General features: G+C 60.9%; 29 protein-coding genes and 1 pseudogene. 18 read left to right on the top strand and 12 right to left on the bottom strand.

Annotated elements, in window-relative coordinates; genetic code table 11:
- Positions 1-51 precede the first annotated feature (51 nt).
- Together QF045_RS13230 and QF045_RS13225 are read right to left on the bottom strand one after the other, a co-directional pair.
- On the bottom strand, positions 52-1,326 hold the full coding sequence (locus QF045_RS13230; RefSeq protein ID WP_306492575.1) for a glucarate dehydratase family protein: 1,275 nt from the start codon (positions 1,324-1,326) through the stop codon (positions 52-54).
- The gene (locus tag QF045_RS13225) at positions 1,323-2,684 is read right to left on the bottom strand and encodes an MFS transporter (RefSeq protein WP_306492574.1); all 1,362 of its coding nucleotides are present in this window, start codon (positions 2,682-2,684) and stop codon (positions 1,323-1,325) included. Before QF045_RS13225 ends, QF045_RS13230 begins: the two co-directional genes overlap by 4 nt.
- 106 nt (positions 2,685-2,790) lie before the next feature.
- Here QF045_RS13225 and QF045_RS13220 point away from each other — a divergent pair, with 106 nt between their 5' ends.
- From QF045_RS13220 to QF045_RS13205, 4 genes are all read left to right on the top strand, one after another.
- Positions 2,791-3,699, top strand: coding sequence for a LysR family transcriptional regulator (locus QF045_RS13220; RefSeq protein ID WP_306492573.1), 909 nt, complete (start codon positions 2,791-2,793; stop codon positions 3,697-3,699).
- 158 nt (positions 3,700-3,857) lie between these two features.
- Positions 3,858-4,316 (top strand): (2Fe-2S)-binding protein, encoded by a 459-nt coding sequence (locus QF045_RS13215; protein WP_306492572.1) that lies wholly within the window; start codon positions 3,858-3,860, stop codon positions 4,314-4,316.
- Positions 4,316-6,553, top strand: coding sequence for a molybdopterin cofactor-binding domain-containing protein (locus tag QF045_RS13210; RefSeq protein WP_306492571.1), 2,238 nt, complete (start codon positions 4,316-4,318; stop codon positions 6,551-6,553). The genes QF045_RS13215 and QF045_RS13210 overlap by 1 nt, the downstream gene beginning before the upstream one ends.
- Before the next feature lie 16 nt (positions 6,554-6,569).
- Positions 6,570-7,916 carry a cytochrome c gene (locus QF045_RS13205; RefSeq protein WP_306492570.1) on the top strand — a complete coding sequence of 449 codons (1,347 nt, stop codon included), beginning with the start codon at positions 6,570-6,572 and terminating at the stop codon, positions 7,914-7,916.
- A 147-nt stretch (positions 7,917-8,063) separates the two neighbouring features.
- Here the strand turns inward: QF045_RS13205 and QF045_RS13200 are convergent, their stop codons facing one another.
- A complete protein-coding gene (locus tag QF045_RS13200) occupies positions 8,064-8,213 on the bottom strand; it encodes a hypothetical protein (protein ID WP_306492569.1) in 150 nt (49 codons plus the stop codon).
- 175 nt (positions 8,214-8,388) lie between these two features.
- Between QF045_RS13200 and QF045_RS13195 the strand changes: the two genes are divergently transcribed.
- Complete coding sequence (locus QF045_RS13195) at positions 8,389-8,652, top strand: hypothetical protein (protein WP_306492568.1); 264 nt, start codon at positions 8,389-8,391, stop codon at positions 8,650-8,652.
- Positions 8,653-8,673: 21 nt separating this feature from the next.
- Positions 8,674-8,967 carry a hypothetical protein gene (locus QF045_RS13190; protein ID WP_306492567.1) on the top strand — a complete coding sequence of 98 codons (294 nt, stop codon included), beginning with the start codon at positions 8,674-8,676 and terminating at the stop codon, positions 8,965-8,967.
- On the opposite strand, the gene QF045_RS13185 is transcribed toward QF045_RS13190, so the two are convergent.
- The gene (locus tag QF045_RS13185; protein ID WP_306492566.1) at positions 8,964-9,464 is read right to left on the bottom strand and encodes a CinA family protein; all 501 of its coding nucleotides are present in this window, start codon (positions 9,462-9,464) and stop codon (positions 8,964-8,966) included. The two genes, QF045_RS13190 and QF045_RS13185, sit on opposite strands and share 4 nt — an antisense overlap.
- A gap of 18 nt (positions 9,465-9,482) precedes the next feature.
- Positions 9,483-10,586, bottom strand: coding sequence for a M42 family peptidase (locus tag QF045_RS13180; RefSeq protein ID WP_306492565.1), 1,104 nt, complete (start codon positions 10,584-10,586; stop codon positions 9,483-9,485).
- Positions 10,587-10,755: 169 nt separating this feature from the next.
- On the opposite strand from QF045_RS13180, the gene QF045_RS13175 reads away from it, so the two are divergent.
- From QF045_RS13175 to QF045_RS13160, 4 genes are all read left to right on the top strand, one after another.
- A complete protein-coding gene (locus QF045_RS13175) occupies positions 10,756-11,520 on the top strand; it encodes an OBAP family protein (RefSeq protein WP_306492564.1) in 765 nt (254 codons plus the stop codon).
- A 98-nt stretch (positions 11,521-11,618) separates the two neighbouring features.
- Positions 11,619-11,900 carry a hypothetical protein gene (locus QF045_RS13170; RefSeq protein ID WP_306492563.1) on the top strand — a complete coding sequence of 94 codons (282 nt, stop codon included), beginning with the start codon at positions 11,619-11,621 and terminating at the stop codon, positions 11,898-11,900.
- An 89-nt stretch (positions 11,901-11,989) separates the two neighbouring features.
- Positions 11,990-12,247 carry a DUF6555 family protein gene (locus QF045_RS13165; protein WP_306492562.1) on the top strand — a complete coding sequence of 86 codons (258 nt, stop codon included), beginning with the start codon at positions 11,990-11,992 and terminating at the stop codon, positions 12,245-12,247.
- Complete coding sequence (locus QF045_RS13160; RefSeq protein WP_306492561.1) at positions 12,244-12,483, top strand: hypothetical protein; 240 nt, start codon at positions 12,244-12,246, stop codon at positions 12,481-12,483. The genes QF045_RS13165 and QF045_RS13160 overlap by 4 nt, the downstream gene beginning before the upstream one ends.
- A 152-nt stretch (positions 12,484-12,635) precedes the next feature.
- On the opposite strand, the gene QF045_RS13155 is transcribed toward QF045_RS13160, so the two are convergent.
- A complete protein-coding gene (locus QF045_RS13155; protein ID WP_306492560.1) occupies positions 12,636-13,493 on the bottom strand; it encodes an SDR family oxidoreductase in 858 nt (285 codons plus the stop codon).
- 288 nt (positions 13,494-13,781) lie between these two features.
- Between QF045_RS13155 and QF045_RS13150 the strand changes: the two are divergent.
- A pseudogene (locus QF045_RS13150) lies at positions 13,782-17,928 on the top strand (CheR family methyltransferase).
- A 5-nt stretch (positions 17,929-17,933) separates the two neighbouring features.
- Here the strand turns inward: QF045_RS13150 and QF045_RS13145 are convergent.
- Genes QF045_RS13145 through QF045_RS13135 form a run of 3 tightly spaced genes read right to left on the bottom strand, consistent with a single transcriptional unit; the run spans position 17,934 to position 19,137 of the window.
- Positions 17,934-18,377: a DUF421 domain-containing protein gene (locus tag QF045_RS13145; protein WP_306492559.1), complete on the bottom strand. Its 444-nt coding sequence runs from the start codon at positions 18,375-18,377 to the stop codon at positions 17,934-17,936.
- A gap of 9 nt (positions 18,378-18,386) precedes the next feature.
- Entirely contained in the window at positions 18,387-18,902 is a 516-nt protein-coding gene (locus tag QF045_RS13140; RefSeq protein WP_306492558.1) for a hypothetical protein, read from the bottom strand.
- 13 nt (positions 18,903-18,915) lie between these two features.
- Positions 18,916-19,137: a PLD nuclease N-terminal domain-containing protein gene (locus QF045_RS13135; RefSeq protein WP_306492557.1), complete on the bottom strand. Its 222-nt coding sequence runs from the start codon at positions 19,135-19,137 to the stop codon at positions 18,916-18,918.
- A 211-nt stretch (positions 19,138-19,348) separates the two neighbouring features.
- On the opposite strand from QF045_RS13135, the gene QF045_RS13130 reads away from it, so the two are divergent.
- Together QF045_RS13130 and QF045_RS13125 are read left to right on the top strand one after the other, a co-directional pair.
- Positions 19,349-19,648: a hypothetical protein gene (locus QF045_RS13130; RefSeq protein ID WP_306492556.1), complete on the top strand. Its 300-nt coding sequence runs from the start codon at positions 19,349-19,351 to the stop codon at positions 19,646-19,648.
- Positions 19,648-19,866 carry a hypothetical protein gene (locus QF045_RS13125; protein ID WP_306492555.1) on the top strand — a complete coding sequence of 73 codons (219 nt, stop codon included), beginning with the start codon at positions 19,648-19,650 and terminating at the stop codon, positions 19,864-19,866. Before QF045_RS13130 ends, QF045_RS13125 begins: the two co-directional genes overlap by 1 nt.
- 117 nt (positions 19,867-19,983) lie before the next feature.
- Here the strand turns inward: QF045_RS13125 and QF045_RS13120 are convergent, their stop codons facing one another.
- On the bottom strand, positions 19,984-21,480 hold the full coding sequence (locus QF045_RS13120; protein WP_306492554.1) for a sensor domain-containing diguanylate cyclase: 1,497 nt from the start codon (positions 21,478-21,480) through the stop codon (positions 19,984-19,986).
- A 443-nt stretch (positions 21,481-21,923) separates the two neighbouring features.
- On the opposite strand from QF045_RS13120, the gene QF045_RS13115 reads away from it, so the two are divergent.
- The 3 genes from QF045_RS13115 (at position 21,924) to QF045_RS13105 (ending at position 23,346) form a co-directional block, all read left to right on the top strand.
- Positions 21,924-22,100, top strand: coding sequence for a general stress protein (locus QF045_RS13115; RefSeq protein ID WP_306492553.1), 177 nt, complete (start codon positions 21,924-21,926; stop codon positions 22,098-22,100).
- A gap of 290 nt (positions 22,101-22,390) precedes the next feature.
- A complete protein-coding gene (locus tag QF045_RS13110; protein WP_124386129.1) occupies positions 22,391-22,741 on the top strand; it encodes a general stress protein in 351 nt (116 codons plus the stop codon).
- A 53-nt stretch (positions 22,742-22,794) separates the two neighbouring features.
- Entirely contained in the window at positions 22,795-23,346 is a 552-nt protein-coding gene (locus tag QF045_RS13105) for an ATP-dependent Clp protease proteolytic subunit (protein ID WP_306492552.1), read from the top strand.
- A gap of 452 nt (positions 23,347-23,798) precedes the next feature.
- On the opposite strand, the gene QF045_RS13100 is transcribed toward QF045_RS13105, so the two are convergent.
- Entirely contained in the window at positions 23,799-24,068 is a 270-nt protein-coding gene (locus QF045_RS13100) for a DUF6555 family protein (RefSeq protein ID WP_306492551.1), read from the bottom strand.
- Between the two features lie 43 nt (positions 24,069-24,111).
- Complete coding sequence (locus QF045_RS13095; RefSeq protein ID WP_306492550.1) at positions 24,112-24,555, bottom strand: hypothetical protein; 444 nt, start codon at positions 24,553-24,555, stop codon at positions 24,112-24,114.
- An 86-nt stretch (positions 24,556-24,641) separates the two neighbouring features.
- Between QF045_RS13095 and QF045_RS13090 the strand changes: the two genes are divergently transcribed.
- Positions 24,642-25,475, top strand: coding sequence for an SRPBCC family protein (locus QF045_RS13090; RefSeq protein WP_306492549.1), 834 nt, complete (start codon positions 24,642-24,644; stop codon positions 25,473-25,475).
- Entirely contained in the window at positions 25,475-26,644 is a 1,170-nt protein-coding gene (locus QF045_RS13085; RefSeq protein ID WP_306492548.1) for a zinc-dependent alcohol dehydrogenase, read from the top strand. The genes QF045_RS13090 and QF045_RS13085 overlap by 1 nt, the downstream gene beginning before the upstream one ends.
- The last annotated feature ends 230 nt before the right edge of the window (positions 26,645-26,874 follow it).

Here is a 26,874-nt window from a genome sequence, read left to right as displayed (position 1 = left end):
AGCCCGGTGACCCACGCTAATGCGCCACCGGGCAAATGAAGCGACCCGCTTTTAGAAACGTGGCTTGACGGTTTTCCAATCCGGTTGATAGCGCTGCATCTGTTTCACGTCATCGCGTTGACGGATACCGCAACTGAGGTATTGATCATGCAGCTTGCCCAACTGATCGTGGTCGAGCTCCAGGCCCAGCCCCGGTGCGCGGGTGATGCGCACGCAGCCGTCGACGATAGGCAGCTTGCCGCCCTTGATCACTTCTTCGTCCGGCTCCTGCCAGGGGTAATGGGTGTCGCACGCATAGTCGAGGTTGGGCACCGACGCCGCTACGTGAGCCATGGCCATCAGGCTGATGCCCAAGTGTGAGTTGGAGTGCATCGACACGCCCAGGCCAAAGGTGTCGCACATCTTCGCCAGCACTTGGGTGTCGCGCAGGCCGCCCCAGTAATGATGGTCGGCGAGCACGATCTGCACGCTGCCCATCCCCACACTGCGGCGAAACTCATCAAAGTCGGTGACCACCATATTGGTCGCCAGAGGCAAGCCGGTGCGTTTGTGCAGCTCGGCCATGCCGTCCAGGCCCGGTGTCGGGTCCTCGTAATATTGCAGATCGTCGCCGAGCAGTTCGGCCATGCGAATCGAGGTGTGCATCGACCAGTTGCCGTTCGGGTCGATGCGCAACGGCACGCCCGGGAACGCCTTTTTCAGCGCCTTGATGCACCGCACCTCATGCTCGGGCTCCAGGGCACCGGCCTTGAGCTTGATGCTTTTGAAGCCGTAGGTTTCGAGCATGCGCCGTGCCTGGGCGACGATCTGCGCTTCGGTGAGGGCTTCGCCCCAGCTGTCGGGCTTGTAGGGCGAATCGATGTGCTGGGCGTACTTGAAAAACAGGTAGGCACTGAACGGGATCTGGTCGCGAATCGCGCCGCCGAGCAGGTCCACCAGCGGCACATTCAGCGCATGCGCCTGCAGATCGAGAAACGCCACTTCAAACGCCGAATAGGCATTGCTCACCGCTTTGCTGGCATGGGAGCCCGGTGCCAGTTCCGCACCGGCAATGCTCAGCGGCTTATGCGCGGCCACGGTGGCCTTCACGATTGCACGCAGACCATTGAGGTCGAAAGGGTCCAGGCCGATCAGTTGTTGCTGGACCTGCTGCTGGATCGCCAGCGCCGGGGCGTCGCCATAGCTCTCGCCGAGGCCGATGTAGCCGGTGTCGCTTTCGATCTCGATGATCGAGCGCAGCGCGAAAGGCTCGTGGATGCCGCTGGCGTTCAGCAGCGGCGGGTCGCGAAAGGCAATCGGGGTGACGGTGACACGGATGATTTTCAAGAGACGGCTCCCTGTGTATCGGCATGCAAAGTGTGTGGCGCAGTGGCTGAGGTGGGCGGTTTACCGCTGCGTGGCGCGGTGCGGGCAAAAAACACCAGCACCGCCGCCACCAGCGAAGTGGCTGCCAGGCCGTACAGGCCGCCCTCGATGGAGCCCGTGGTCTGCTCCAGCAAACCGAAGGTGGTGGGCGCAACGAAACCGCCCAGATTGCCCACCGAATTGATCAGGGCAATCACCGCCGCCGCGATGCGCGCGTCCAGGTAACCCTGGGGAATCGGCCAGAACAGCGCCGACGCGGCCTTGAAGCCAATCGCGGCAAAACAGATGGCGACGAACGCAAACACCGGCCCGCCCGTGGTGGACATGAACATGCCGAACGCGGCGATCACCAGCATCAGTGACACCCAGGCCTGCTGGTGCTTCCACTTGCTGGCCAGCGAGGCGAAACCGTACATGGCGACAATCGAAATCAACCACGGAATGGCGTTGAACAAGCCCACCTGGAAGTCGCCCAGGTTGCCCATTTTCTTGATCATGCTCGGCAGCCAGAAGGTGGCACCGTAGATGGTCAGGGCGATGGAAAAGTAGATAAAACAGAACAGGGCGATCTGTTTGTCGGCCAGCAATTTGAACACCGACGGCCGCACGCACTGGCTCGCCTCGCGCGCCTGCTGCTCCAGCGCGATGGCACTGACCAGCGCGTGTTTTTCCGCGTCACTCAGCCACTTGGCCTGATGGGGATGGGACTGCAACCAGAACCACACGAACCCGCAGAGCACGATGGAGGCGAAGCCTTCGATCAGGAACATCCATTGCCAGCCATGCAGGCTGAACCCGTTAACGTTAAGCAACGCCCCCGACACCGGCCCGGAGATCACCGAGGCAATCGCCGAACCACTGAGGAACACCGCCATGGCCTTGCCGCGTTCGCTGGCCGGTAGCCACTGGGTGAAGTAATAAATGATGCCGGGAAAGAAGCCGGCTTCGGCGGCGCCGAGGATAAAGCGCAACACGTAGAAGCTGGTTTCCCCCTGCACAAACGCCATGCCCATCGCCGCCGCGCCCCAAGTGAACATGATGCGTGTCAACCACGCCCGTGCGCCGTAGCGTTGCAGCAACAGGTTGGACGGTACTTCAAAGATGGCATAACCGATGAAGAACAACCCGGCGCCCAAGCCATAGGCCGCCGCACCAATGCCCAGGTCGGTTTCCATGTGGCTGCGCACGAAGCCGATATTGACGCGGTCGATGTAATTGACGATGAACATCACCACGAATAACGGCAGCACATGGCGCTTGACCTTGGCAGCAGCGCGGGCAAGCGCGCTCGGGTCTGGCAGGTTCTGGAGGGTATCCACGGGCAACTCCCATTCATTGTTTTTTTAGGGACAGGCCGATGATGGACGCCAGGGATTGTTCCCGTCTAATCTAACCTGGCATGCGATTGATACGGGATTTGGATCAATGTTCGAACTGACGCAACTGCGCTGCTTCATCACCGTGGCCACCGAATTGAATTTTCGGCGGGCGGCCGAACGGCTGAACATGACTCAGCCACCCCTCAGCCGGCAGATCCAGTTGCTGGAGCATCACTTGGGCGTGGAGCTGTTTACCCGCACCACCCGCAGCGTTGCCCTGACCGCCGCCGGGCGGGCTTTTTTCGTCGAGGCGCAGAACCTGCTGGAGCTTGCCCAGCAAGCGGCGGTGACCGCGCGGCGCTTCGCCGAGGGCGATATCGGTACGGTCAATATCAGCTTCGTCGGCAGTGCGGTGTATGAGTTCTTGCCCAAGGTGATTGCCGAGGCGCGGCTCAAACAGCCTCACGTCAGGATCGACCTGTCCGAGATGAACACCTACCAGCAATACGAAGCCCTGCGCGCCCGGCGCATCGACCTGGGCATCGTCCGCGCACCGCTGCTGGAGCCTGGCTACGCGACCGAATGCCTGGTGCGCGAGCCGTTCGTGCTGGCGGTTCCGAGCAGTCATCGGCTGGCCCAGGCAGAGACCGTCAGCGTGCAGGACCTCGACGCGCAACCGTTCCTGATGTACGCCCATTCGGCCTACCCGCCGTTCAACGAATTGCTCACCGGGCTGCTGCGCTCAGCACGCGTCGCCCCACAGTATGTGCAGTGGCTGGGTTCGTCCCTGACCATCCTCGCTTTGGTGAACGCCGGCATGGGCCTGGCGCTGGTGCCGCGTTGCGCCAGCAGCGTGGTGTTCAAAAATGTGGTGTTTCACGATATTGACTTGGGCGAAGGCGCGCAGAGCGAACTGCACCTGATCTGGCGCGAGCACAACGACAACCCGGCGTTCACCATGCTGCTCGAAGGCATTCGCACGGCGGCAGGCGAAGGCTTGCGCCCTTCACAGTGACCCAATCCTGTCGATTACTTGCCTGATCCTCTGAACTTGCGGGCTATTGCATAGATGGCCCTTGCGCGGTGGGCTAGAGTTCCACGATGGGCGACCTGCGGTCGCACCCCTCTATAAGAACTCAGCACCACCAACCGATGATCAGCAGGTGAGCCGCCATGGAATTACGTATTAACCAACAGGCCTATCAGGTCGATGCCGACGCCGACACGCCGTTGCTGTGGGTGATCCGCGACGACCTGGGCCTGACCGGCACCAAGTACGGCTGCGGCCTGGCCCAGTGCGGCGCGTGTTCGGTGCTGGTGGACGGCAACGTGGTGCGCTCATGCGTAACGCCGGTGGCGGCGCTGGTTGGTCGCGAGATCACCACCATCGAGGCCATCGAAAGCGATGACGTGGGCAAGCGTGTGGTCGCGGCCTGGGTCGAGCGCCAGGTGGCGCAATGCGGTTACTGCCAGTCCGGGCAGGTGATGGCGGCCACGGCGCTGCTCAAGCACACCCCTGCGCCGACCAAAGATCAAATCAACGCGGCGATGATCAACCTGTGCCGCTGTGGCACCTACAACGCCATCCATGCCGCCATGGATGACCTGGCCGCCGGCAAGGAGCGCGTTTGATGAACACTTCCGAAATCCTTCCCGGCGTGACCCTGGACGAGCCGATCAACCTGTCGCGCCGGCGCTTTTTGGCGAGTACCGCCGTGGGTGCGCTGGTGATCGGCTTCGGCCTGCCGCTGGGCACGTCCCGGGTGCAGGCTGCCACGGGCGCCGCCGCCGAGCGCGGGACCCAGGTGCCGGCGTTTCTGGAAATTCGTCCGGACGGCAGCGTGCGCCTGCTGAGCCCCTTCATGGAAGGCGGCCAGGGCACGCACACGGCCATGGCGCAGATCATCGGCGAGGAGCTGGATGCCGACCCCGCCACGTTCGTGGTCGAAGCCGCCCCGCCCGGTGAAGCTTATGTGGTGATGGAAAATGGCTTGCGCATTACCGGCGGCAGTATGTCGGTGCGCATGAGCTACCCGACCATGCGGCGCCTCGGCGCCCTCGCCCGCGCCATGCTGATGCAGGCCGCCGCCGAACAGCTCGGTGTGCCGGTGACGCAATTGACCACCCAGCCTGGCCGCGTAGTGCACACCGCCTCCGGCCGATCGCTGGGTTACGGCGAGTTGGCCGCTCGCGCCCTGGACATGCCGGTGCCCGACCCGGCCACTATCACCCTGCGCGACCCGAGCCAGTTCCGCTGGATCGGCAAGCCAGTCAAACGCCTGGACGCCTACGACAAATCCACCGGCAAGGCGCAGTACAGCATCGACCTTAAAGTCGACGGCATGCTCCACGCCGCCGTGCAGCACGCGCCGCGCCTGGGCATGACGGTGGGCAGCTTGCGCAACCAGGCCCAGGTCGAGGCCATGAAAGGCGTGCATTCGGTTCATACCCTGCCCGGCGCCGTGGCGGTGGTTGCCGAACGCTGGTGGCACGCCAAGCGCGCCGTTGAAGCGATTCAGGTGGAATGGCTCGAAGCCGCCGCCGACTCCAGCGTGCGCACGATGCCAGCGGACTTTTCCAGCGACAAATACCGCGACTTTCTCGCCGCCCAGCAAGGCCCGGCCCGCGACGACGAAAACGAGGGTGACGTAGCCGCCACCTTGGCCAGCGCCAAAACCCGCGTCGACGCCACCTACCACAACCAATACCTCAACCACGCCCAGCTGGAGCCGCCTTCGGCGCTGGCGCGCTACAACCCCGACGGCACCCTGGAGGTGTGGCTGCCGAACCAGGCGCCGGATATGTTCCGCGCCGACATCGCCAAGCGCACCGGCCTGGCCGTCGAGCAAATCACCCTGCACTCTCCGCTGCTGGGCGGTTTCTTCGGTCGGCATTTCCTGTATGACTCGGCCAATCCGTATCCGCAGGCGATCGCCTTGGCCAAGGCCGTCGGGCGCCCGGTCAAGCTGATCTGGAGCCGTGAGGAAGAGTTCGTGCGCGACGTGCTGCGCCCGGTCGCGGTGGTCAAGTTCCGCGCCGCGCTGGACGACAAAGGCCTGCCGGTGGCCATCGAAGCGATAAGCGCCACCGAAGGTCCCACCGAAGCGATTGCCGGCAAACAGGGCGACGCCCTCGACCCCACTGCCCTCGAAGGCCTGTCGGGCAAAAGTTATGCGATCCCTAACAAGCGCATCGCACAGATCTACGTCAAAGGCCCGGCCATGCTCGGTTACTGGCGTTCGGTGGGCAATTCGCTGAACGACTTCTTCTACGAAGCGTTTCTGGATGAACTGGCGGACAAAGGCGGCCACGACCCGTACGAACTGCGCCTGCACCTGTTGCGCGACAACGCGCGGCTGACCACCCTGCTGCAAGCGGTGGGTGAGCTGTCCGGCGGCTGGAAGCGCGGGCCATTTACCGCTGAAGACGGCAGCCGACGCGCGCGTGGTCTGGCCATGGCCTCGCCGTTTGGCTCCCACGCGGCGGTGATCGCCGAAGTGTCGATCGACAATGGCCAGGTCAAGGTGCACGACATCTGGCAGGCCATCGACCCGGGCAGCATCGTCAACCCGGCGATCATTGAAGCCCAGGTCAACGGTGCCGTGGCCCTGGGCTTGTCGCAAACCTTGCTGGAGGAAGCGGTCTACGTGGACGGTAAGCCACGTGCGCGCAACTACGACCTTTACCCGATCCTGCCGCCGTCGCGGATGGCGCGGGTACACGTGAAGATCGTCGAGAGCGGCGAAAAGATGGGCGGTATCGGCGAACCACCGTTGCCCGCCGTGGCGCCAGCAGTGGCCAACGCGGTGGCACAGTTGACCGGCCAGCGCATCCGCAGCTTGCCGTTGAGCCGCTACACCTTCAGTTAACCCACAGGGAACGCCCATGAACAACCGCCGATTCGCAAGAACCGCAGGCTGGCTGGCGCTGCCCTGCCTGGTCGTCGCAGGCCTGTTGGCCTGGTACGTCACCCGCGAGCCCGCCTCACCCTTCGCCGCAGAAAAAACCGCCAGTTTCGACCCGGCACTGGTCAGCCGCGGAGAGTATGTCGCGCGTCTGAGCGACTGCGTGGCCTGCCACAGCCTGCCGGGCAAAGCGCCGTTTGCCGGTGGCCTGGAAATGGCCACGCCGCTGGGGGCGATTCACGCCACCAACATCACCCCCGACCGTGAGCATGGTGTGGGCAACTACAGCCTGGCCGACTTCGACCGTGCCGTACGCCACGGCGTGGCGCCGGGCGGACGCCGGTTGTACCCGGCCATGCCCTACCCGTCTTACGTCAAGCTCAGCGATGACGACATAAAAGCGCTCTATGCGTTCTTCATGAAAGGCGTGCAGCCAGCCAGCGAACCGAACATTCCCAGCGACATTCCCTGGCCGCTCAACCTGCGTTGGCCCATCGCCCTGTGGAACGGCGTGTTCGCGCCCACCGCCGCCTACGCGGCCAACCCCAGCCAGGACGCGCTGTGGAACCGTGGCGCCTACATCGTCCAGGGCCCTGGTCACTGCGGCAGCTGCCATACGCCGCGCGGCCTGGCCTTCAATGAGAAGGCCCTGGACCAGTCCGGCGCGCCGTTCCTGGCCGGTGCGCTGCTCGATGGCTGGTATGCGCCCAGCCTGCGCCAAGACCCCAACACCGGCCTGGGCCGCTGGAGCGAGGCGCAGATCGTGCAGTTCCTCAAGACCGGGCGCAACCAGCATGCGGTGGTCTACGGTTCGATGACCGAAGCGTTCAACAACTCCACACAGTTCATGGCTGACGATGACCTGGCCGCCATCGCCCGCTACCTCAAATCCCTGCCCGGCGACCCGCAGCGCGACGGCACACCCTGGCAGTATCAGGACGTGGCCGCCAATGCGCGGCAGGACGTCCCCGGCGCCCACACCTACGCGACGCGCTGCGCCTCCTGCCATGGTCTGGACGGCAAGGGCCAGCCAGACTGGATGCCGCCGCTGGCCGGCGCCACCTCTGCCCTGGCCAAGGAAAGCGCCTCGGCGATCAACATCACCCTCAACGGCTCGCAACGCGTGGTGGCCGCCGGCCTGCCGGATGCCTACCGCATGCCGGCGTTCCGCGAGCAACTGTCCGACCAGGAGATCGCTCAAGTGCTGACCTACATGCGCAGCACCTGGGGCAACCAGGGCGGCGCGGTCGACGCCCAAGCGGTAAGCAAACTGCGCGGGCATACCGACCCGGCCAGCAGCAGTCCGATCATCTTGCACATGCGCTGAGTCCGAAGCCGGAGCACGGTCTCCTCGATATAGGTAGAGCACATGTGGGCGGGGGCTTGCCCCCGATGGAGGTGTGTCAGTTACACATGCATTTACTGACACACCGCTATCGGGAGCAAGCCCCCTCCCACATTTGGTCAGTTGGGCCTACTTGCTCTCGTCGGCCTTGCCTTCCTGCATCTGCACCGAGGACTTGCTGCCACTGGTGTTGTCCTTGGTGGTGTTGTCGGAACTGTCGAAACAGCCGTGCAGCAGGAACACACTGCAAAGACCCAAGCACTTATAAAAGTTTTTCATGAGATCACCTTTCAATCTATTCGAAGCCTGTGCTGCATGTGGCCAATGGCCGGAGGCAAACGTTCCCTGCACACGCCGTAACGCTGACGAATGGTTTGCCATTAACTGGCTAGCATTTACGCACAGGATATTTGGGCTAACCTTGATCCGCTCAGGCCTGTTATTCGGTGACCCCATGGACACGTTGACCAAAGCGCAAATCGAGCACGCTCTTGCACAGCGGCTGCGCAATTGCCGTGTCACCTGCACGATCAGTCCCGACAACAGCTTGTCCGTCACTGTGCTCGCGCCCGACGCCAATCAGTTCACCATCGCCAATATCAACCGTGCCCGGTACCACGGCGAGTCAGGTATCAACCGGCTCGTGCGGGAAATCCTGGAAGACATGGTGGTTTCCCGAAAAACCTCCCGCCTCACGTCGGTGGGGCAATGCGGTTGAAAAAACACAACGAGGCTGCCCATGCCCGATTCCACTGCGACACCCTTGCAACACTGCACCATCGACTACCTTCAAGACACGCTGCTGGGCGTGAACCCGCTGTCCCATGAATGCACGGCCCAGATCACCGAATCCGGCGAGGGCCTGTCGCTGCGCATCCTGTGGCCATGGCCGAAAGAATTGACCAAGGCCCATAGCATTACGATCAAGGCACCAACCCGCACGTATCACGGCGACCTGGTTGATGCTCAGGCGTTTGGCTCCGATGAGTTGCTGTTGAAAATCGCCCTCCAGCCTGGAGCATCGGGCGGCTAACCCCGCTCACCGGCCAATGCCCGCTGGTGAAAAGGCGCCAGCCACTTCAAGGCATGCAGCGCGGCAGCCTGTTGCACCTGCTCACGGGAACCCATGAAGCGTTCCTTGCGGCTGAAAAGGCTCAACCTGTGGCCGATGCGATAGGCCCAGGCAAAACAAATGGTCCCGGCCGGAATGCCGTCCATATCGTCCGGGCCCAGCAGGCCGGTGGTAGCGACGGCGACCTGCGCCGAGCTGTCACGTATCGCGCCTTCGGCCATCTCGCGCGCGACTTCACAACTGGTGAGGTTGAAGGTTTCAATCGTATAGGCGCGTACCCCCAGCAGGCGCTGTTTGGCCTGCGGCGAGTACACGACATACCCACTCTCGATACACGACCCGCCGCCCGGCACCTGGGACAGCAGCGTGATGATGCTGCCTGCCGTACATGACTCGGCGCTGGTGAGGGTGAGTTCGTGTTGTTTCAGGTAGTCGATGGTTGAAGCGGCTATGTCCATGGTGACGCTCTCCCGTGTTCAAAACGTTGCAAGGTAGTCGGCCAATGTCAGCGCACACGCCTGGATCGCGCCGTCCACAATCACCTCGTAGCCGTGGGTATTTTCCGTTGGGATCGCCAGGCAACCGCCGCGTGCCGAGGTGCCATTGCTCATGACGGCGCTGGCATCCGAGGCAAAGTCCACCAGCAATGCATATTGAGCCGTATAACCGCAGCGTTGTGCGGCGGCCGCCAGGTCGGTTACCACGCAACGTGTGTAATAGCCTTTGAGGTCACCCGTGTTGATGATGGGGTCGACGCCCAGACGAGTGCCGTACTCGCTCATTACCGGGCCAACTTCCAGCGCGATGGTGGTATCGCCCGGCAGGGTCTGCGCCGCATACATCGCACCGGCGTTGCTTTCTTCTTCCAGGGTGGTGAAGACAAAGTACACATCGCACGCCAGTTCCTCGCGGCGCTGATCCAGGCATTGCACGCTGTGGAGTGCTGCGGCGATGGGCGCGCGATCATCCAGAAAGTGCGCGGCAATCGCATCGCCTACCCGAAACGGCGCACGCCAGTGGCGGCTCAGCACAACGCGGCTGCCGGGGCGTACACCGTGCTCACGCAGCGTGTCGACCGAGCAACGGGTAATCACGTGCACGTCGTTCCAGTGCACGTTTCCTGACTGCACATCGGCGCCCTGGGGCGCATTGCCGGTCGCATGCATCGAGCCAAACGACAGCACACCGGGAATGGTCTGGTGATCGCCCAATATGTCCACCGGGCACATGCCGAAGTTCACCGGGTTGGCGCCGCCCAGCGCGGTGACCCGCAACGTACCGTCGGTATCGACATGCTTGACCACCATGGCGACCTCATCCATGTGCGCCATGACCCTCACCGCCCGCCGCGGCTCGCGCTCATCCTGCGCGCCTTTGACCAGGCCAACCACATTGCCGGCAGGGTCTACCCAGGTCTCGTCGCACAGCGGGCGCAGGCGCTCCAGACAAATGGCGCGCACTTCATCCTCCTGGCCGCCAGGGCCACGGGCGAGCAACAGTTGGGCAAGCAATGAGGCAATAGCGTCCGCTTCGGTCGCGGCGCTGTGGTCAGGTCGAGCATCGTTTGGCTGGGGCTGCATCCGGGGTCTCTCCATTCGCGCTGTTGAAGACTTATAGAAAAATGACCCGACACGTCGAACGGATGTTCAACAAATCTTGCGCGTGGCGCGCGCGCATAAATCCGTTTGAACACCGACTTCGACAGGCTTTCTAGATGGGTTCAACAACCGCCCATGGAGGGATGCCCCAATGACTATCACCCGCCTGCAACCTGCCCTGCAGCCACTGTGCCTGGCGCTTTGCGTTGCCTCGCTGAGCGCCTGCGCCGGCAATGATTCGGCCTCCAATGTCGTCGCCCCCGGTGACGCCAAATCAGCCACCACCCGAACCCTCGACGCCGGTGCCGCCCTGCTGCAATCGCGCCCGCCCATCGATGCGCTGAATGCCTACCTCGATGGTTTCCACTTCTACAACGGCCATCCCGACGTGCAGATGGAAGCCCATCACTACTGCGCGATTCTCAACGAGGAAGTGATCCAGTGCGTGATCTACGACGGCAACCGCAAGGATGCCAAGTTGATGGGCGTGGAATACATCATCAGCGAGCAGCTGTTCAACAGCCTGCCCGCGCCGGAGAAGGCCCTTTGGCACAGCCATGTGCATGAAGTGAAATCGGGGCAGCTGGTAGCGCCCGGTATTCCGCAGGTGGCCGAACACGCCTTGATGGAAAAACTGGTGCACACCTACGGCAAGACCTGGCACACCTGGCACACCGACCTCAACAAGCGCCTGCCGTTGGGCGTGCCGCAACTGATGATGGGGTTCACCGCCGACGGCCAGGCTGACCCGAAGATGGTCGCCGAGCGGGACCAGCGGCTGGGTATTGACAGCGCCAAGGAAAAGCAGGCGCGTGCCGATATCGCCGCGCCGCCCATCGCACCCGGCGCAGACGCCTGGCGCCAGGGCAACATCATCCAGATCGAAGACCCCACCCAGGCAGCCCACCAGCACTGACAGCAGCAGCCGGTCATTTGGATTGAACGATCATTTGCCGGCGCTTGCCACACAAGAACCGGGGCGCATCAGCCGCCCCTCCCACAAGGAGTTCCATCATGCCTTACAACCATCAAGGCGCTGCCAGCGTCATCACGGCTTCGCGCCATCTGGGCACCGAAGCGGATGAATGCCTGAACGAAAACGTCGACATAAACATGACCAGCAGCGGCAAGCCAACCATCGTTCGCCTGGATGTTGACACCCCACTGCAATGGCCCGGCAACCCCAACTTTGTCACCGTCAACTTACCCGACGGCACCTCCGTCAGTGGCGTGATAGTGGCACTGGAGCGCCCGGCTGAAGGGCCAAGCTGGGTCACCTTCACGGTGGACGATTAAATTCACGTGCACCTTATCCATTGTCTGACAATTTCTTTGAATTATTTTTGACGTCAATTATCTGTACTTCATGAGCATAGGGAGGCCTCATGAAAAACAACGAGTTATTCACCATCAAATATCAGCTTCACGGCAAGCCCAGGTCGTTCATCGTGCGTGCGGCGCGCATGAACAATGCTGAAGCATGGCACTGGGCCAGTTGTGATGCCGGCGTGGCGGTCATCCCCAGGTTCGGGCAAAACAACCTAAAGCGGGTCTCCAAGCCGATGGCTGAGAAATATGGCATTACGGACGTGAGCTGGTGCGGCGCGGCAGCGATTCAGTGGGCAGAGGGCATTACACAATGAACAGTCAGGTGCTGGACTACATAAGCAGGCAGGTGTGGGACGACGAGGTCGCGCAGAACAACCAGATGTTCTACGAAGCGGATCGATTGGATGCCCAGGCTTACAAAATCATCGAACATTACAGCGGCGACGCCATGACCTGGGCGCGCTTCACCGAGGCGAAGAAACTCGCCGATGCCCAACGCACTGCGGCTTATCGAGAGTGGATGCGCATTCATCGCGCCAGAAAAGACTGAATCTTTCACTGTAGGAGCGAGCTTGCTCGCGAAAGACTCAGGCCTCCCGCGCTTCGCCAGAATGAACGCGGCGCCTGGAGGTTTTTCGCGAGCATGCTCGCTCCTACATTGGCAGTCAGATATGCCCCCGGCAACCGGGGGCATTGGTGGGTTTAAAGGATCGGTTTGCCGCCCGTCACGCCATAGCGTTCGCCAGAAATATAACTGCCTTCATCCGACGCCAGCAGCACATAAATGGGCGCCACTTCCACCGGCTGGCCGGGCCGCCCCAGCGGCGTGTTGCCACCGAAGTTCTCCACCATCTCCTCCGTCATCGTCGAGACAATCAACGGCGTCCAGATTGGCCCCGGCGCCACGCTGTTCACGCGGATCCCGCGCTCACCCAGCATCTGCGCCAGCCCGGCGGTGAAGTTGGCAATTGCGCCCTTGGTGGCCGCATACGGCAACAGCGACGGATTGGGCATGTCGGAATTGACCGAAGAGGTGTTGATGATCGAACTGCCCTCGGCCATGTGCGGCAGCGCCGCCTTGCAGATGCGGAACATTGCGGTGATGTTGACGTTGAAGGTCTTGACCCAGTCCTCATCGGGAATGTCTTCCAGCGATTGGTAGGTCATCTGGAACGCAGCGTTATTGACCAGTACATCGATACGCCCGAACTGCTTGACAGTGTCGTTGACGATGGCCGTGCACTGCGCTGCGTCGCCCAGGTCGCCGGGCAACAACAAGCATTGACGCCCCGCCGCCTCGACCCAGCGCGCGGTCTCCTTCGCGTCCTCGTGCTCGTCCAGGTACGACACGGCAACGTCCGCACCTTCGCGGGCAAACGCAATCGCCACCGCACGCCCAATGCCGCTGTCGGCACCGGTGATGAGCGCAATCTTGTTGGCCATTCGGCCAGAGCCCTTGTAGCTTTGCTCACCGCAATCGGGCATCGGCTCCATCTTGCGCTGGTCCCCAGGCACGGGCTGCTGCTGTGGCTTGAAGGGTGGTTTTGGGTAGTGAGTCATCGGATTCCCTCCTGTGTGTGGTTAGTGTTGCGAGGGTCGGCCGAGCACGATAGTTCAGAGCAATTTTCAGAAAATCGGATGACCGTGCCAGCGGATTTTCGCCACTCGTCCGATTGAATAAACCTTTACGAGGCACACCCCCTCAACCTTAGGGTGAGCGCCCGTTGGAGTATCGAGTAGTGTCGAAGCGTTCTGTTACAGGTCGCTTTTCAGCTATATTCCGCTATTGGCTTATTCCTCGCCCCGTTCCAAATTCATGCCCTGCGCAGTTAACCAAGGTTGGTAATTATGAAGTCTGCCCCCCCGCGGTCGCCCAATGTTCCGCAACGCAAGGACCTGATCCCCAGCACCTTGAATTTTCCAGTGGTGGGCATTGGCGCGTCAGCGGGCGGGTTGCAGGCGGTGAAGGCGTTTTTCGAACACATGCCCCAAGACTGCGGCATGGCCTTTGTGGTGATCCTGCACCTGTCCCCCGACCATCAAAGCGTGGCGGATAAAATCATTCAGGAATCGACGCGTCTGCCAGTCATACAAGTCAGCGAAACGACGCCCATCGAAAAGAACCGGGTGTACGTGATTTCGCCGGCGCAACACTTGTTGATGAATGATGGCTATTTGTCCGTATCGCCATCGGTGCGCGAAGGCGGCTCGCATATCGCCATCGACCTGTTCTTTCGCGACCTGGCAGACACCCACAAAGAACGTGCGTTTTGCCTGGTGCTGTCGGGCACCGGTTCGGACGGCGCAGTCGGCGTTTCGCGGATCAAGGAACAAGGCGGCATCACCCTGGTGCAATCGCCGGAAGACGCGGAATACGATGGCATGCCACTGGCCGCCATCGAAACCCAGATGGTCGACCTGGTGCTGCCCGTGGTGGAGATGCCGCAAAAGCTGCTGGAGCTGTGGCGCAACGCCCAATCCATCATCCTGCCCACCGCCAATGACCCCGAGATCAAGACCACCACCGCCCGGCACCGAGCGTGACGCGGCCGTCGCCGAACAGCTGCTGCTGGACATCCTGATTCAACTGCGCCTCAACACCGGCCACGACTTCAAGCACTACAAGCGGGCCACGGTGCTGCGCCGCATCGAGCGGCGCCTGCAGGTCACCGCCCAACCGGACCTGGCCAGCTACTACGAATACCTTCAGGGCCACCCCGAAGAAACCAAGGCGCTGCTCGGTGACATGCTGATCGGCGTGACCAATTTCTTCCGCGACCGCGAGGCCTTCGAAGCCCTCGAACGCGATGTGATCCCCAACCTGGTCAAGTCACTGGAAGACACCGTCCCCAAGCGCGAAGAAGTGCGTATCTGGTCGGCCGGTTGTTCCACCGGCGAGGAAGCCTACAGCCTGGCGATGCTGGTCGCCGAACAACTGGCGCTGGACGCCAGTGACGCCAAAATGCAGGTGTTCGCCACCGACATCGACGAGCGTGCGATCAACCACGGGCGTAACGGGGTGTACCCGGAGGCGATCATTACCGATGTGCCGCCGTCGCGCCTGCGGCAGTACTTCGCCAAGGAAAAGAACCAGCACTATCGGGTGCGCAAGGAGATTCGTGAAAAGGTGCTGTTTGCCAAGCACAGCCTGCTGAGCGACCCACCGTTCTCGCAGATTGACCTGATCGTGTGCCGCAACCTGTTGATCTACCTGGACCGCGAAGTGCAGCGCGACATCCTGCAGATGTTCCATTTTGCGCTACGCCCTGGCGGCTACCTGTTCCTGGGCTCCTCGGAATCTGCCGACGGCTGCCTGGACCTGTTCGTACCGGTGGACAAGCGCAACCGGATTTTCCGCGTGCGCGCAGGCTCTGCCGCGATGCGGCGCGCCCCGACCATGCCGCGTGGCGGCTATATGCGCCCCAATATCGCGACCGCCCCCATACAGGCCAAGATCCCCAACAAGGTGTCGTTTGCCGATATCCACCTGCGCGCGCTGGAGAGAGCCGCGCCGCCGAGCGTGATCGTGGACATGCAGGCCGATATCCTGCACATGAGCGAAGGCGCAGGCCGCTTCCTGCGCCATGTGGCCGGGGAAATGACGCGCAACCTGCTGGCCCTGGTGCACCCCGACCTGCGCCTGGACATTCGTACGACGCTGTTCCAAGTCCAGCAATCGGGGCTTTCCGTGACGTCGCGCAAAGTGCGGATCGAGCGCGACAACGCACATTACCTGGTGGATATCACCGGCCTGCCCTATCAGGACGATGCCACCGAAAGCGATTATGTGCTGGTGATTTTCCAGGAGAGCGAAGTCGACCCGCAGCACACCGAAGACACTGCCATCGGCCATGCCGAAAATCAGATGATGAGCAACCTGGAGCGCGAGCTGCAACGCACCAAGCTGCACCTGCAGGACACCATCGAGCAGGCCGAGGTCTCCAGCGAAGAACTCAAGGCCTCCAACGAAGAAATGCAGGCGGTCAACGAAGAGTTGCGCTCGGCTACTGAAGAGTTGGAAACCAGCAAGGAAGAACTGCAATCGATCAATGAGGAACTGCTGACGGTCAACTTTGAACTCAAGACCAAAGTGGAAGAGACCGACAAGGTCAATGACTACCTGACCAACCTGATCGCCTCCACCGATATCGCCACGGTCTTCGTCGACCGCAACATGCGCATTCGCTGGTTCACGCCACGGGCGACGGATATTTTCAGCATGCTGCCGGTGGACACCGGGCGCTCGCTGATGGACATCACCCATCGCCTCGACTACCCGCAAATGACCGAAGACGCCACCAACGTGTTCGAGTCGCTGAGCATGATCGAGCGCGAAATCAGCAGCAAGGACGACCGCTGGTACATCGCGCGCCTGCTGCCCTACCGCTCCAGCGAAGACCATATCGATGGCACGGTGCTGACCTTTATCGACATCACCAAGCGGCGCCAGGCCGAAGAAGAATTGCGCCTGGGTGAAGAGCGCATGCGCCTGGTCGCTGACAGCACCCATGATTTTGCCATCATCATTCTGGATGACCACGGCGCGATCACCGATTGGAATACCGGTGCCGAGTTGATCTTTGGCTACACCAAAGACGAGGTAATGGGCGCCTATTACGACTTGATCTTCTCGCCAGAGGACCGCACCGCCGGGATTCCGGAAAACGAACTGCGCGCCGCCCGTGAACATGGGCGCGGCGAAGACGAGCGCTGGCACGTGCGCAAGGATGGCAGCCGCTTCTACTGCAGCGGTGAAGTCACTCAACTGACCAGCAACAGCCTGCAGGGCTACGTCAAGATCGCCCGTGACCTTACCGGCCACAAGCGCACCCAGGATGAACAGAGCCAGCGCTTGATGGAAACCCAGACCAACAGCCACCTCAAGGATGAGTTCTTCGCGGTGATGTCCCACGAACTCAAGCACCCGTTGAACCTGATCCAGCTCAATGCCGAATTGCTGCGGCGTTTGCCGGCGACCAAGGCCACCAGCCCGGCCATGAAGGCGGTGAACACCATCTGCGAGGCGGTCTCAAGCCAGGCGCGCATCATCGACGACCTGCTGGACGTGGCCAGGGTGCGCACCGGCAAGCTCAAGCTGAAAAAACGACCGATTGACCTGATTCGTACCCTTGAAGACATTCACGCGGTGGTGCTCGCCGACGGCCATCATTGCCACGTGGCTCTGCAAAAGCCGACGGTTCCAGCAGCCTTGTTCGTCAACGCCGACCCTACGCGCCTGGAACAGGTGATCTGGAACCTGGTCAACAATGCGCTGAAATTCACCCCGAGCGACGGTCGTGTGCAATTGATGGTCAGCCGTACCGAGGGATACGCGCGGCTGGACGTGATCGACAGTGGCGCCGGGCTCGCAGAAGACAGCCTGGAGAAGATCTTCGATCTGTTCGGGCAGGCGGAAAACCAGCATCAGACCCATCAACGCGAAGGGCTGGGGATCGGCCTGTCCCTGGTCCGGCAACTGGTGGAAGCCCACGGTGGCACGGTCAGCGTCTACTCCAAAGGGTTGGGCTTTGGCTGCACCTTTTCGATATTGCTGCCGCTGTCGGAACAGCAGGATCGACCGTCTTCCCCCGATTCGGCAGCGTCGTCGGATGAGCGCCTGAACGGCGTGAAAGTGTTGCTGGTCGACGACTCCGCGGATGTGCTGGAGGTGTTGAATATGCTGCTGGAAATGGAAGGCGCCGAGGTAAATGCGTTCGATGATCCCGTCGCGGCGCTGCAGGCAGCGGGCGACACGCCGTTTGACCTGATCATCTCGGACATCGGCATGCCGAAAATGAACGGCCATGAGTTGATGCAACAGCTGCGCAAGATCGGCCACCTCAGGCAAGTACCCGCCATCGCGCTGACGGGCTACGGGGCCGGCAGTGACCAGAAGAAAACCGCCGATTCGGGCTTCAGCACCCACGTCAGCAAGCCTGTGACCCACGATGCGTTGATCAGCCTGATCGAAAGCCTGTGCCGCTCGCGGCGCTAGGCTAATTAGTCGTAAGGGATGACCGAGATCTTGCCGTTGCGCTCGAGGATCGCGAAGCGGATCTGCTTGATCTCCAGAATCCCCTGGGCCGACCGCGCCGCCTCCAGTATGTCGTCTTCATCCAGGCGTGCACGCTTGAGGCGTTCGTGGAGCACTCGGCCCTGCTCCACTACCACGGTCGGCCCGCCATCGAGCAAGCGTGAAAACCAGCGCGAGCGCTGCTTGACCAAGGACAGGCCGATGTCGATGGCGATCAATGTGACGATCACCAGCACCGCATTGGTCAACGAGAAATCATCGCCCAGCAACGCCTGCTGAGTGGCCTCACCGATCACCATCAACAGCACCAGGTCGAAGGTGGTGAGTTCGGCCAGCGAGCGCCTGCCGGCGACCTTGAACAGGATCATCAACACCAGATAGATCGCGGCCGCGCGCAAGACTGAGTCCATGATTGCCCCCTAGGGATAAATGAACTGCGAGAGGTCCACGGTCGCACCGTTGGCCAGCGACACCTGGGTGTCGAAGCGGCCAACGCCGTCACTGCGCAAGGTCAGATGCAACGTGGCGCGCCCTAGATCGTCAGTGAGTGTCCACAGCTTCACGCCCTCGCCCGCCGTACTGGCCTTGAGCGGCTGGGGCTGGAGCATTTCCACATTGAAGCCCTGCAGCAGCTCGCCGTTGATTTCCAGCGCCAGAGGCGTGTCTGCGGCGCCGTGCATATGGATCACCAGCGCGTCGGAGGAACCATTGCGCAGGAAGCGCTGGTATTCGACGCGCAACTGGCCATCGGCGCTGCGCACCTCGGTGGTGCTCAGCGGGCCTTTGGAGAACAGCCCCGCCAGGGTCAGTACGATGAGTATCACCAGGGCATACCAACCCAGTCGCTCGAAGCGCCAGATTCGGCGTTGCTGAGGCATGTCCTCACGTACCGGATAGTCGCGGCTGTGCAGGTCGTCAGGCTCTGACTCGCGCATAACCTGCCCTCTGTCAGCCCTTGCTGTGCTCCGGCGAGGACGGCCCCTTGGTCACGCCGCGGGGGCCATACACCGCCCATATCACCGCGCCGAGGAAAGGCAGCAGGACCACCACGGCGGTCCACCCCGCCTTGCTCCCTGAGGAGTTCTCGCTACGCCATACGCTGTTGAGGACCCACAGGTCGAGCAACAACAGGATGATCATCAGGCCAATCCAGAAATACGTCACTTGCATGGTGCACCTCCCGGTTATGCAGCATTAGGTTGGCCGGGCGGCCACAGGGTTCAGATTTTTTCGGCGCACAGCTGCGCAATCTAAATAAACGATTGTTCGACCGGAACTGAATCGATGAATTGATCGATATTTCAAAGGCAACCAAATTGATATTCCCGCTTTTCAGGCCGGTCACACCTTTACCGGAACTCGTAGAAGAAGGATTTACGCCATGCACGACCTCGACGCTTACGCAAAACGGATGGCCTGCCGCCAACTGGCAATGGAGCAAAACCAGAAGCTGTTCGATCAGGCCAACGCCCTCAGCCGGAGCGCGTTCGACCTGTTGGAGCGCACCGATTTTGACAGCCAGATGTTCGATCAATACCTGCGCTTGCGGCGTAAGGCTGAGGCGTTGTTCCGTGAAGCGATTGATCACTTGGGTGTGCTCAACACGCATTTCCCCGCGCCGGTCTCGAGGGTAGCGACCAAGCAGACAACAGTTGCCAGGCCTGAACAGGAGGTGGCGTGATGAATCATTCCAAACGTGCTTGGGAACTGGCGATGGTATTGGTCGCCAATGGCAAGATCCCGTTCGACCCAGCCAACCCGAGCGGGTCGGTCAAGATCCTGTCGCGGCATCTGGAGGCGCTGGAAACAGCGCTGCGTGAGGAGGCGATGGTCGACATGCCGGTTGAGCGCTTGCGCAATGTCGGCAGTCGTCGGCCGGCATTGGCGTGTGCCGATTGAGGTTAACCCTGTGGGAGGGGGCTTGCTCCCGATAGCGGTGTGTCAGTCAGCTCAGGCTCAGCTGACACTCCGCTATCGGGAGCAAGCCCCCTCCCACATTGGATCGCAATAGCGCAGTCACAGCGCAACACCATTACGCCCTGCCGACTTCGCGTGATAAAGCGCTTTATCCGCAGCTTCGATCAAGTCGAGCGCTGCCTCCAGTTCGATACCCGCTGCCGCCGCCACCCCGATACTCACACTCACGCGCCCGAACGGGCTGGCAGGATGCTGGATGTTTTCCTGCAACAGCCGATCAAGGATCAATTGCGCCACCACTGCAGCGCCTTCGCTGTCGGTGGCGGGCATGATTACCGCTATTTCCTCCCCGCCATACCGCGCCACCAGGTCCGAAGGGCGCCGTACACAGGCCTCCAATATGCGGCTGACGCGCTGCAGACAGGCGTCTCCGGCGACGTGGCCGAGGGCGTCGTTGTAGCGCTTGAAGTAGTCGATATCGACCATCAGCAAGGCCAGCGTCGTGCCATCGCGCTGTGCCCGGCGCGCTTCCAGGGCCAGGGTCTCATCGAAGCAGCGACGGTTGGCCAGGCCGGTCAGCGCGTCCTTCATTGCCAGTAACTCAAGCCGTCGATTGGACTCGAGCAGCTGTTGCTGGGCGATGCGCAGCGCCTCCTCGGCCAAGGTCCGCCGGCGGATATCGAGGATCAAAAACCAGCCGATCAGACCGGTCAGCCCCAGCAGCCCGGTCACCGCCACGGCCGACAGCGCGGCCTCCATACGCCACGCAGCGAGCGCTTCGTGTTTGCCCAGGGCGACGGTGGTGATCAGTGGCAGGCTTTCGCTTTTGCGGAAGGCATACAGCCGCTCTACCCCATCCAGGCTGGAGGTGTAAGAGGCGGTGCCGACGGAGCGGTCGACCAGGTATTGGGAATAGATCGGCGACTTGGAAAAGTTGCGACCCATGTCCTGCTCGCGAAAGGGATAGCGCACCAGCAAGGTGCCGTCGGTGTAAGACAAGCCGATCGCGCCGTCCTGGCCGACGTCGAGTTTGCCGAACACGCGCAGAAAGTTTTCCACCCCCAGCGTCACGGCCACCACCCCGGCAAAGTTGCCGGCCGCGTCATTGAAGCGCCGGCTGATGGTCACCACCCATTCCTGAGTGGTGTGGCTCTGAATCGGCGGACCGATGAACGGCTCGCCGCTCGGATCGTCACGATGATGGATGAAATAGGCACGCGCACTGCTGTTGGCGCCCGCCGGAATCACGCGATTGGACGACATCAGCCAGCGACCTTGCTGGTCATAGATGGTGATGCCGCTGAGTTGCGGCATCAGCGGCTGCTGGCGCCGTATCAGCGCGCTGATGCGCTGGATCTGCACCGGGCCGCTGCCTTCGGTTTCCAGGCGCTCGACCAGCCCCAGCAACAGTAGCGCGCTTTGGCGCACGATCCCTTCGGTGTAGGTATTGAGCGCCTGGGTGAGGTTCAAGCCGTGCACGTCCACTTCCGCCAGCGCACGCTCGCGGGAAGCCAGGACTTTCCAGATCGTCAACGAAGTCAGGGAACAGCCGACCACCAACAGCAACAGCATTACAAGGCGGGTATCACGCTTCACGTCAGCACCTTAAGGAAGTCCGGTATTCCATTCCAGCCATCAATCGAACGTCGGTACTCACAGCGGCCACCGGTTCCGGGGCGCAAGCATACAAGCAGTCTGGCGGGCCTGCAGCAACCGCGTGTACAGCCACACCGTCACCTGATAACGAGCCTGCAACGGGGATCGACACCGAGAGTAGGTCAGGACTCGCCCCGGTAGAGGTTCAAACAGCACGTTTGAGACTCAACCTGCAGCGCCACTATTTCAATATCAACTAGCGCAGAATCCAACTAAAAAAGTTATACGAAGCGGCAGTGCAACGCTGCCTTGTACAAGTTTTTTGCCGTTCATCGCCATTTTTTAAAAATTTCAAAACATCTTGCCGCTTGCTCTTATCGGAGTAGATGTCCGTTGCATAAATGGACAACTAGCGAAACGACAATTGGACTTGGAGTATTGTTATGACCACGAGCAATAAAAACCCTGGCAACTTCGCTAACGATCGCGAAAAAGCATCGGAGGCGGGAAAGAAAGGTGGCCAGGCGTCGGGTGGCAACTTTGCCAACGACCGCGAAAAAGCATCGGAAGCGGGAAAGAAAGGCGGCCAAAACAGTCATGGCGGTGGACGCAAGTCATAACCAAGGGCATTAATCATGCGAGCGTCAACTGATTACCAGCGTGGTGAGTTACATCACCGGCCGATAGTGGAAGTGCGAACCGAAGCGGTGACCGGCATGCGTTCAAACACCGCAACGTGTTACGAACACCGACGCGGTACTGAACTAGCCGAAGCAACTATCGATTTGCGGCAAAGTCCACCATTGTGCGAGAGACACTTATAGCCAGTGCACCCGCACGGCGAAGTGTAAGTTCCCTGCAAGATCGAAATGAACGTTGCACAACCGACATAACGACGAGGTAACTGAACATGAGTACTCAAGACAAAAAAGGCCAAATGAGCGTCAACGAAGCCGGTAAGAAAGGTGGCGAAGCCACGTCTGCCTCCCATGACAAAGAGTTCTACCAGGAGATTGGTAGCAAGGGGGGTCAAAACAGTGGCGGTAACTTCAAGAATGACCCTGAGCGCGCGGCCGAAGCCGGCAGCAAAGGTGGCCAGAACAGCGGCGGGAACTTCAAGAATGATCCCGAGCGCGCTGCCGAGGCCGGTCGCAAAGGCGGCCAGAACAGCGGCGGCAACTTCGCCAATGACCGCGAGAAAGCCTCTGAAGCGGGCCGTAAAGGCGGCGAAAACAGCCACGGTGGTGGCCGTAACAGCTGATGTGCTTGATGCAGGGGAGCCGTGCTCCCCTGCTTTCATTGATGAGGGACACCATGCCTTTACACATTATTAACTTTACCGGCCCTGTCACCGCGTCGACCTGCAGCCAACTGATCGAAAAAGCGTCATTGGCCGTGCAGCAGGATGCTTCGGGACTGGTGGTGAACATCGCAACCATGGGCGGTGAATGCAGCTACGGCTTTACCATGTACAACTTCCTGCGAGCCCTGCCGATCCCGGTGCATACCCATAACCTGGGCACGGTGGAGTCGATGGGCAACATCATCTTTCTCGCCGGTGAGCGCCGCACCGCCTGTATCCACAGCAAATTCCTGTTCCATCCGTTTCATTGGCATGTGCAAGGCGCGGTCGACCATTCGCGCATGTCCGAATACGCGATGAGCCTCGATTATGACCTGCAGCTGTATGCACGCATCGTGGCCGAACGCACCGTCGATGCCGACGAAACGTTGGAAACGGAAAAGTACCTGATTGCGGCGCCGCGCATTCTCGACCCGCACCAGGCGCTGGCCGCAGGCCTGATCCACGCGATCGAGCTGCCGGTGATCAAGGCGGAGTTTGTGAGCAGCTTCATTCACTCCTAGCGCCGTTCATCAATCGCCGATGCCCTGGAGGATGAAAACCTTCGACCGAACGTGATCCGCAGTGCTGCTGGATCGCGATGCTGGCATTAAAATATCAACTAATCGCTTGTTTGAAATTTTCGCTTTTAATAGTTGAAAACATCCGTCCGATAATGAATGGTGGCAGTTCATTCAGGGAGGAACCGATGTGCTAAATCTACAAGCGAACCGCCGTTGCGTTCAGTGCAAGGAATCCTATGAACCGACCACGGACGAACCTGAGTTCCTGGTGGCGACAGCGTCCGAAATGCTCTGCGCTTCGTGCAAAGAAATGTATGCGGCCGAGCTGATGACCGTTGCGCTTCAGCGCAGCGTGCAGAAGTTATATCAGTTGCAGGAGCGTCGAGGAAAACAGTAGACCTTAAAGGCCGCTTATACTGTGTCCGAATCAGGGCCTTTCGTTGCAAAGGCCCTCATTCGGGCGGCGGCGGTACGTAAGGCTTTGCAATAAACGGAATACTACCAGACGGACGCCACCTTACATTCTCAAGTCCGTAACGCTCGGCCAGCGGTTTGCTTATTCGCTTAATCCTTTCATTACGCGACCTCGGAATTATACCGATCCCCGCATCGCAACATGCCCAGTGCCAAGCCTCCGCATTATTCATCGCCTCCGCTCTTATAATGAAAGACTTCGGCTCGCGGTGGTAGTCGTACTCAATGATATATAAAATGTTTTTCATAAACGCTCCTTCTGATTTTTTGTTGTTTTATCAGAATGAAGGTTCAGAATATTTTCCTGCCTAGTTGATCCGGCTTGCACAGGTTTTTCGTTTCGCTAGTTGAACGACCATTCGTCGGCACTCGCGGAATAAAAATAAACTGCTGCGAGGTTTTTTGTTTCTCAATACTGAGTCTGTTCACTCCAGGCTCTTGGTAAAAACTCCTGTCTTGCCCGTACTTTGTGCGGGCTTTTTTTCTTGGCAGCTTTATATGGCTAATCAGCGTGTTCGAACTGGACAGTGTTCTTGGCCAGATACGTGCGATCACCCTTATATACGCAAGGGCTATTACCTGGGCCTGGATCCAGAGGTCTACGTGTGCATGCGCTGTGGTGAGCAGCGCAGGCCTGAGCGATGGGACGACTTTGCGCGTCGGCGCATGCCGCCCAGAGGGCTTCTGAACAATTCCTGAGCCGTTGCGCCCATCATCGACGCCCGCCAGGGACACCTTTCATCCCGTATCGTGAAATGCAGTGGAACCTCAAACGGCGCCGAATTTTCTACCGAAAACACACCCGTAGGAGGACTGGAAACATGACTGAACATCCGCTGATAGCGAACCATACCCCCCAAGACGGCCAACGAAGTGGCACGCTGACCAAGGCTGAACGCACGCTTTCGGTGACGGCCGGCGCGGCCCTGCTGCTGCACGGCTGGCGCAAAGGCGGACTGGGCGGCGCATTGCAGACCATCGCAGGTGCCTACGCCGTATTTCGCGGTACCGCTGGCCATTGCCGGCTCAAGCAGGCGCTGACGCCGACACCCTTCGAAGAGCAATTCAGCCGCGAGCATCACTGGCCGATCAGTGAAGCGATCACGCGCAGCATTACGATCAATCGGCCCCTTGAAGAGGTATCTACCTTCCTTGCCAGGCCCGAGCAGGTCGGCCCGCTGCTGCGTTGGGTCGACAGCGTCGAGCAACTGGCACCGGACGTCACGCGCTGGACGCTGCGCGCTCCCGCCGGCAAGCGCGTGCAGTGCACGCTGATCCAGAGCGAAACGCAGGCGCCTGGAGTGCTGCATTGGAAAACCCCTGGCGATGCGCGCTGGGCCCACGACATTACCCTCTCACTGTCCCCCGCCCCCGCCGACCGTGGCACCCAAGTCAAGGCCGTGGTGGTATGCAAGCCGGCCATGGGCAAATTGGGCTATGGGCTGGCGCGGGCGATCAGCCTGTTCAGTGACAAAGCCTTGCTCAATGCGCTGCAGGCGGTGAAACAGCAACTGGAAACCGGCGAGGTCAGCAACAACCGCCTCAGACCGGAACAGGACGACGACTTTTTTTACGTACACGCCGCCGACGACCAGGTGACCAGCGATCACCCGACCGTCAAAACCGGCGTCGCCATTGAAGGGGGATCTCACTGATGCGCGCACTCACCTGGCAAGCACCGAACTTATTGCAAGTCGACAACGTTCCCGACCCGACCATCCTCAACCCACGTGACGCAATCATCCGCGTCACAATGTCCTCCGTGTGCGGTTCCGACCTGCATTTGCTCGGCGGCTACGTACCGGCCATGAAGCCTGGCGACATCATCGGCCACGAATTCATGGGCGAAGTCGTCGAAGTGGGCAAAGGCATCACCGACCTGCGCCAGGGTGACAAGGTGGTCACCATTTCGATCATCGGTTGCGGCAACTGCGAACCCTGCCAGCGCAGCGACTTCTCCTGCTGCGACAACTCCAACCCCAACCCTTCGGCGACGGACCTCCTGTACGGCCAGCCGTGCTGCGGCATCCTCGGCTACAGCCACGCCTTCGGCGGTTACCCCGGCAGCCACGCCACCTACGTTCGGGTGCCGTTTGCCGACGTCAACCTGTTCAAGGTGCCCGAGGGCGTCAGCGACGAGCAGGCGCTGTTCGTTTCGGATGCGGCGCCTACCGGTTACTTCGCCGCGGACAACGCCGATATCCAGCCAGGCGACACCGTAGCGGTGTGGGGCTGCGGCGGGGTCGGCCAGATGGCCATTTGCAGCGCCTATCTGCTCGGCGCCGAACGGGTCATCGCCATCGACCGCTACCCCGACCGGCTGCGCCTGGCGCAAGAGCGCGGCAAGGCGATTGCGATCAACTATGAGAAAACCAACGTGCACGAGGCCTTGCTGGAACTGACTGGCGGGCGTGGGCCGGACCGTTGCATCGATTGCGTGGGGATGGAGGCGCATGGCACCGAGATCGACTATGCGTATGACAAGGCCAAGCAGATGCTCAGGCTGCATACCGAACGCGGCAGCGTGCTCAGGCAGGCGATACGGGCTTGCCGTAAAGGCGGCACGGTGTCGGTGGTTGGGGTGTATGGGGGGCTGCTCGATAAGTTTCCCATGGGGGCGATTGTCAACAAGGCGCTGACGTTGAAATCCGGGCAGCAGCCGGGGCAGCGGTATGCGGCGACGCTGTTTGGGCATATTCAGAGGGGGGAGTTGGATCCGGCTTATCTGTTGACTCATCCGATGAGTCTGGAGGATGGGGCGCAGGGGTACGCTATGTTCAAGGAGAAGACGGATCAGTGTTTGCGGGCGGTGTTTAGGCCTTGAGCTGTTTTGGGGCTTTTGGTTGCGGGTGAATATCCGTTGTTTGGGTAACGGCGGCTTATGGTTCCGCTCTTACAGCGGGTCACTTTGGAAAAGCCCCAAAGTAACCAAAGGGCTCTTGCCCCACCACTCGGCACCTCGCTCACGCTCGGTGTGCCCGTAATCCGACAGTGATTTGGGGGGCCGCCGCCACGCGCCATCCATGGCGCGGGGCGGCTAAACCGGCGTCCTGC

Origin of the sequence: Pseudomonas sp. W4I3, assembly GCF_030816195.1 — a bacterium.
In the GTDB taxonomy this organism is placed as follows: domain Bacteria; phylum Pseudomonadota; class Gammaproteobacteria; order Pseudomonadales; family Pseudomonadaceae; genus Aquipseudomonas.
The sequence above is the reverse complement of the archived record's forward strand: the minus strand, read 5'-3'. Positions and strand labels throughout refer to the sequence as shown.

Excerpts from the sequence above, each read along its gene's own strand:
- QF045_RS13160 (WP_306492561.1), top strand. The coding sequence starts at position 12,244 with ATGAACAGTCAGGTGCTGGACTACATAAGCAGGCAGGTGTGGGACGAC.
- QF045_RS13155 (WP_306492560.1), bottom strand. The coding sequence starts at position 13,493 with ATGACTCACTACCCAAAACCACCCTTCAAGCCACAGCAGCAGCCCGTG.
- QF045_RS13105 (WP_306492552.1), top strand. The coding sequence starts at position 22,795 with ATGCCTTTACACATTATTAACTTTACCGGCCCTGTCACCGCGTCGACC.
- QF045_RS13125 (WP_306492555.1), top strand. The coding sequence starts at position 19,648 with ATGAATCATTCCAAACGTGCTTGGGAACTGGCGATGGTATTGGTCGCC.
- QF045_RS13130 (WP_306492556.1), top strand. The coding sequence starts at position 19,349 with ATGCACGACCTCGACGCTTACGCAAAACGGATGGCCTGCCGCCAACTG.
- QF045_RS13100 (WP_306492551.1), bottom strand. The coding sequence starts at position 24,068 with ATGAAAAACATTTTATATATCATTGAGTACGACTACCACCGCGAGCCG.
- QF045_RS13175 (WP_306492564.1), top strand. The coding sequence starts at position 10,756 with ATGACTATCACCCGCCTGCAACCTGCCCTGCAGCCACTGTGCCTGGCG.
- QF045_RS13170 (WP_306492563.1), top strand. The coding sequence starts at position 11,619 with ATGCCTTACAACCATCAAGGCGCTGCCAGCGTCATCACGGCTTCGCGC.
- QF045_RS13110 (WP_124386129.1), top strand. The coding sequence starts at position 22,391 with ATGAGTACTCAAGACAAAAAAGGCCAAATGAGCGTCAACGAAGCCGGT.
- QF045_RS13115 (WP_306492553.1), top strand. The coding sequence starts at position 21,924 with ATGACCACGAGCAATAAAAACCCTGGCAACTTCGCTAACGATCGCGAA.
- QF045_RS13090 (WP_306492549.1), top strand. The coding sequence starts at position 24,642 with ATGACTGAACATCCGCTGATAGCGAACCATACCCCCCAAGACGGCCAA.
- QF045_RS13220 (WP_306492573.1), top strand. The coding sequence starts at position 2,791 with ATGTTCGAACTGACGCAACTGCGCTGCTTCATCACCGTGGCCACCGAA.
- QF045_RS13085 (WP_306492548.1), top strand. The coding sequence starts at position 25,475 with ATGCGCGCACTCACCTGGCAAGCACCGAACTTATTGCAAGTCGACAAC.
- QF045_RS13140 (WP_306492558.1), bottom strand. The coding sequence starts at position 18,902 with ATGCGCGAGTCAGAGCCTGACGACCTGCACAGCCGCGACTATCCGGTA.
- QF045_RS13215 (WP_306492572.1), top strand. The coding sequence starts at position 3,858 with ATGGAATTACGTATTAACCAACAGGCCTATCAGGTCGATGCCGACGCC.
- QF045_RS13135 (WP_306492557.1), bottom strand. The coding sequence starts at position 19,137 with ATGCAAGTGACGTATTTCTGGATTGGCCTGATGATCATCCTGTTGTTG.
- QF045_RS13165 (WP_306492562.1), top strand. The coding sequence starts at position 11,990 with ATGAAAAACAACGAGTTATTCACCATCAAATATCAGCTTCACGGCAAG.
- QF045_RS13210 (WP_306492571.1), top strand. The coding sequence starts at position 4,316 with ATGAACACTTCCGAAATCCTTCCCGGCGTGACCCTGGACGAGCCGATC.
- QF045_RS13145 (WP_306492559.1), bottom strand. The coding sequence starts at position 18,377 with ATGGACTCAGTCTTGCGCGCGGCCGCGATCTATCTGGTGTTGATGATC.
- QF045_RS13190 (WP_306492567.1), top strand. The coding sequence starts at position 8,674 with ATGCCCGATTCCACTGCGACACCCTTGCAACACTGCACCATCGACTAC.
- QF045_RS13180 (WP_306492565.1), bottom strand. The coding sequence starts at position 10,586 with ATGCAGCCCCAGCCAAACGATGCTCGACCTGACCACAGCGCCGCGACC.
- QF045_RS13185 (WP_306492566.1), bottom strand. The coding sequence starts at position 9,464 with ATGGACATAGCCGCTTCAACCATCGACTACCTGAAACAACACGAACTC.
- QF045_RS13195 (WP_306492568.1), top strand. The coding sequence starts at position 8,389 with ATGGACACGTTGACCAAAGCGCAAATCGAGCACGCTCTTGCACAGCGG.
- QF045_RS13200 (WP_306492569.1), bottom strand. The coding sequence starts at position 8,213 with ATGAAAAACTTTTATAAGTGCTTGGGTCTTTGCAGTGTGTTCCTGCTG.
- QF045_RS13205 (WP_306492570.1), top strand. The coding sequence starts at position 6,570 with ATGAACAACCGCCGATTCGCAAGAACCGCAGGCTGGCTGGCGCTGCCC.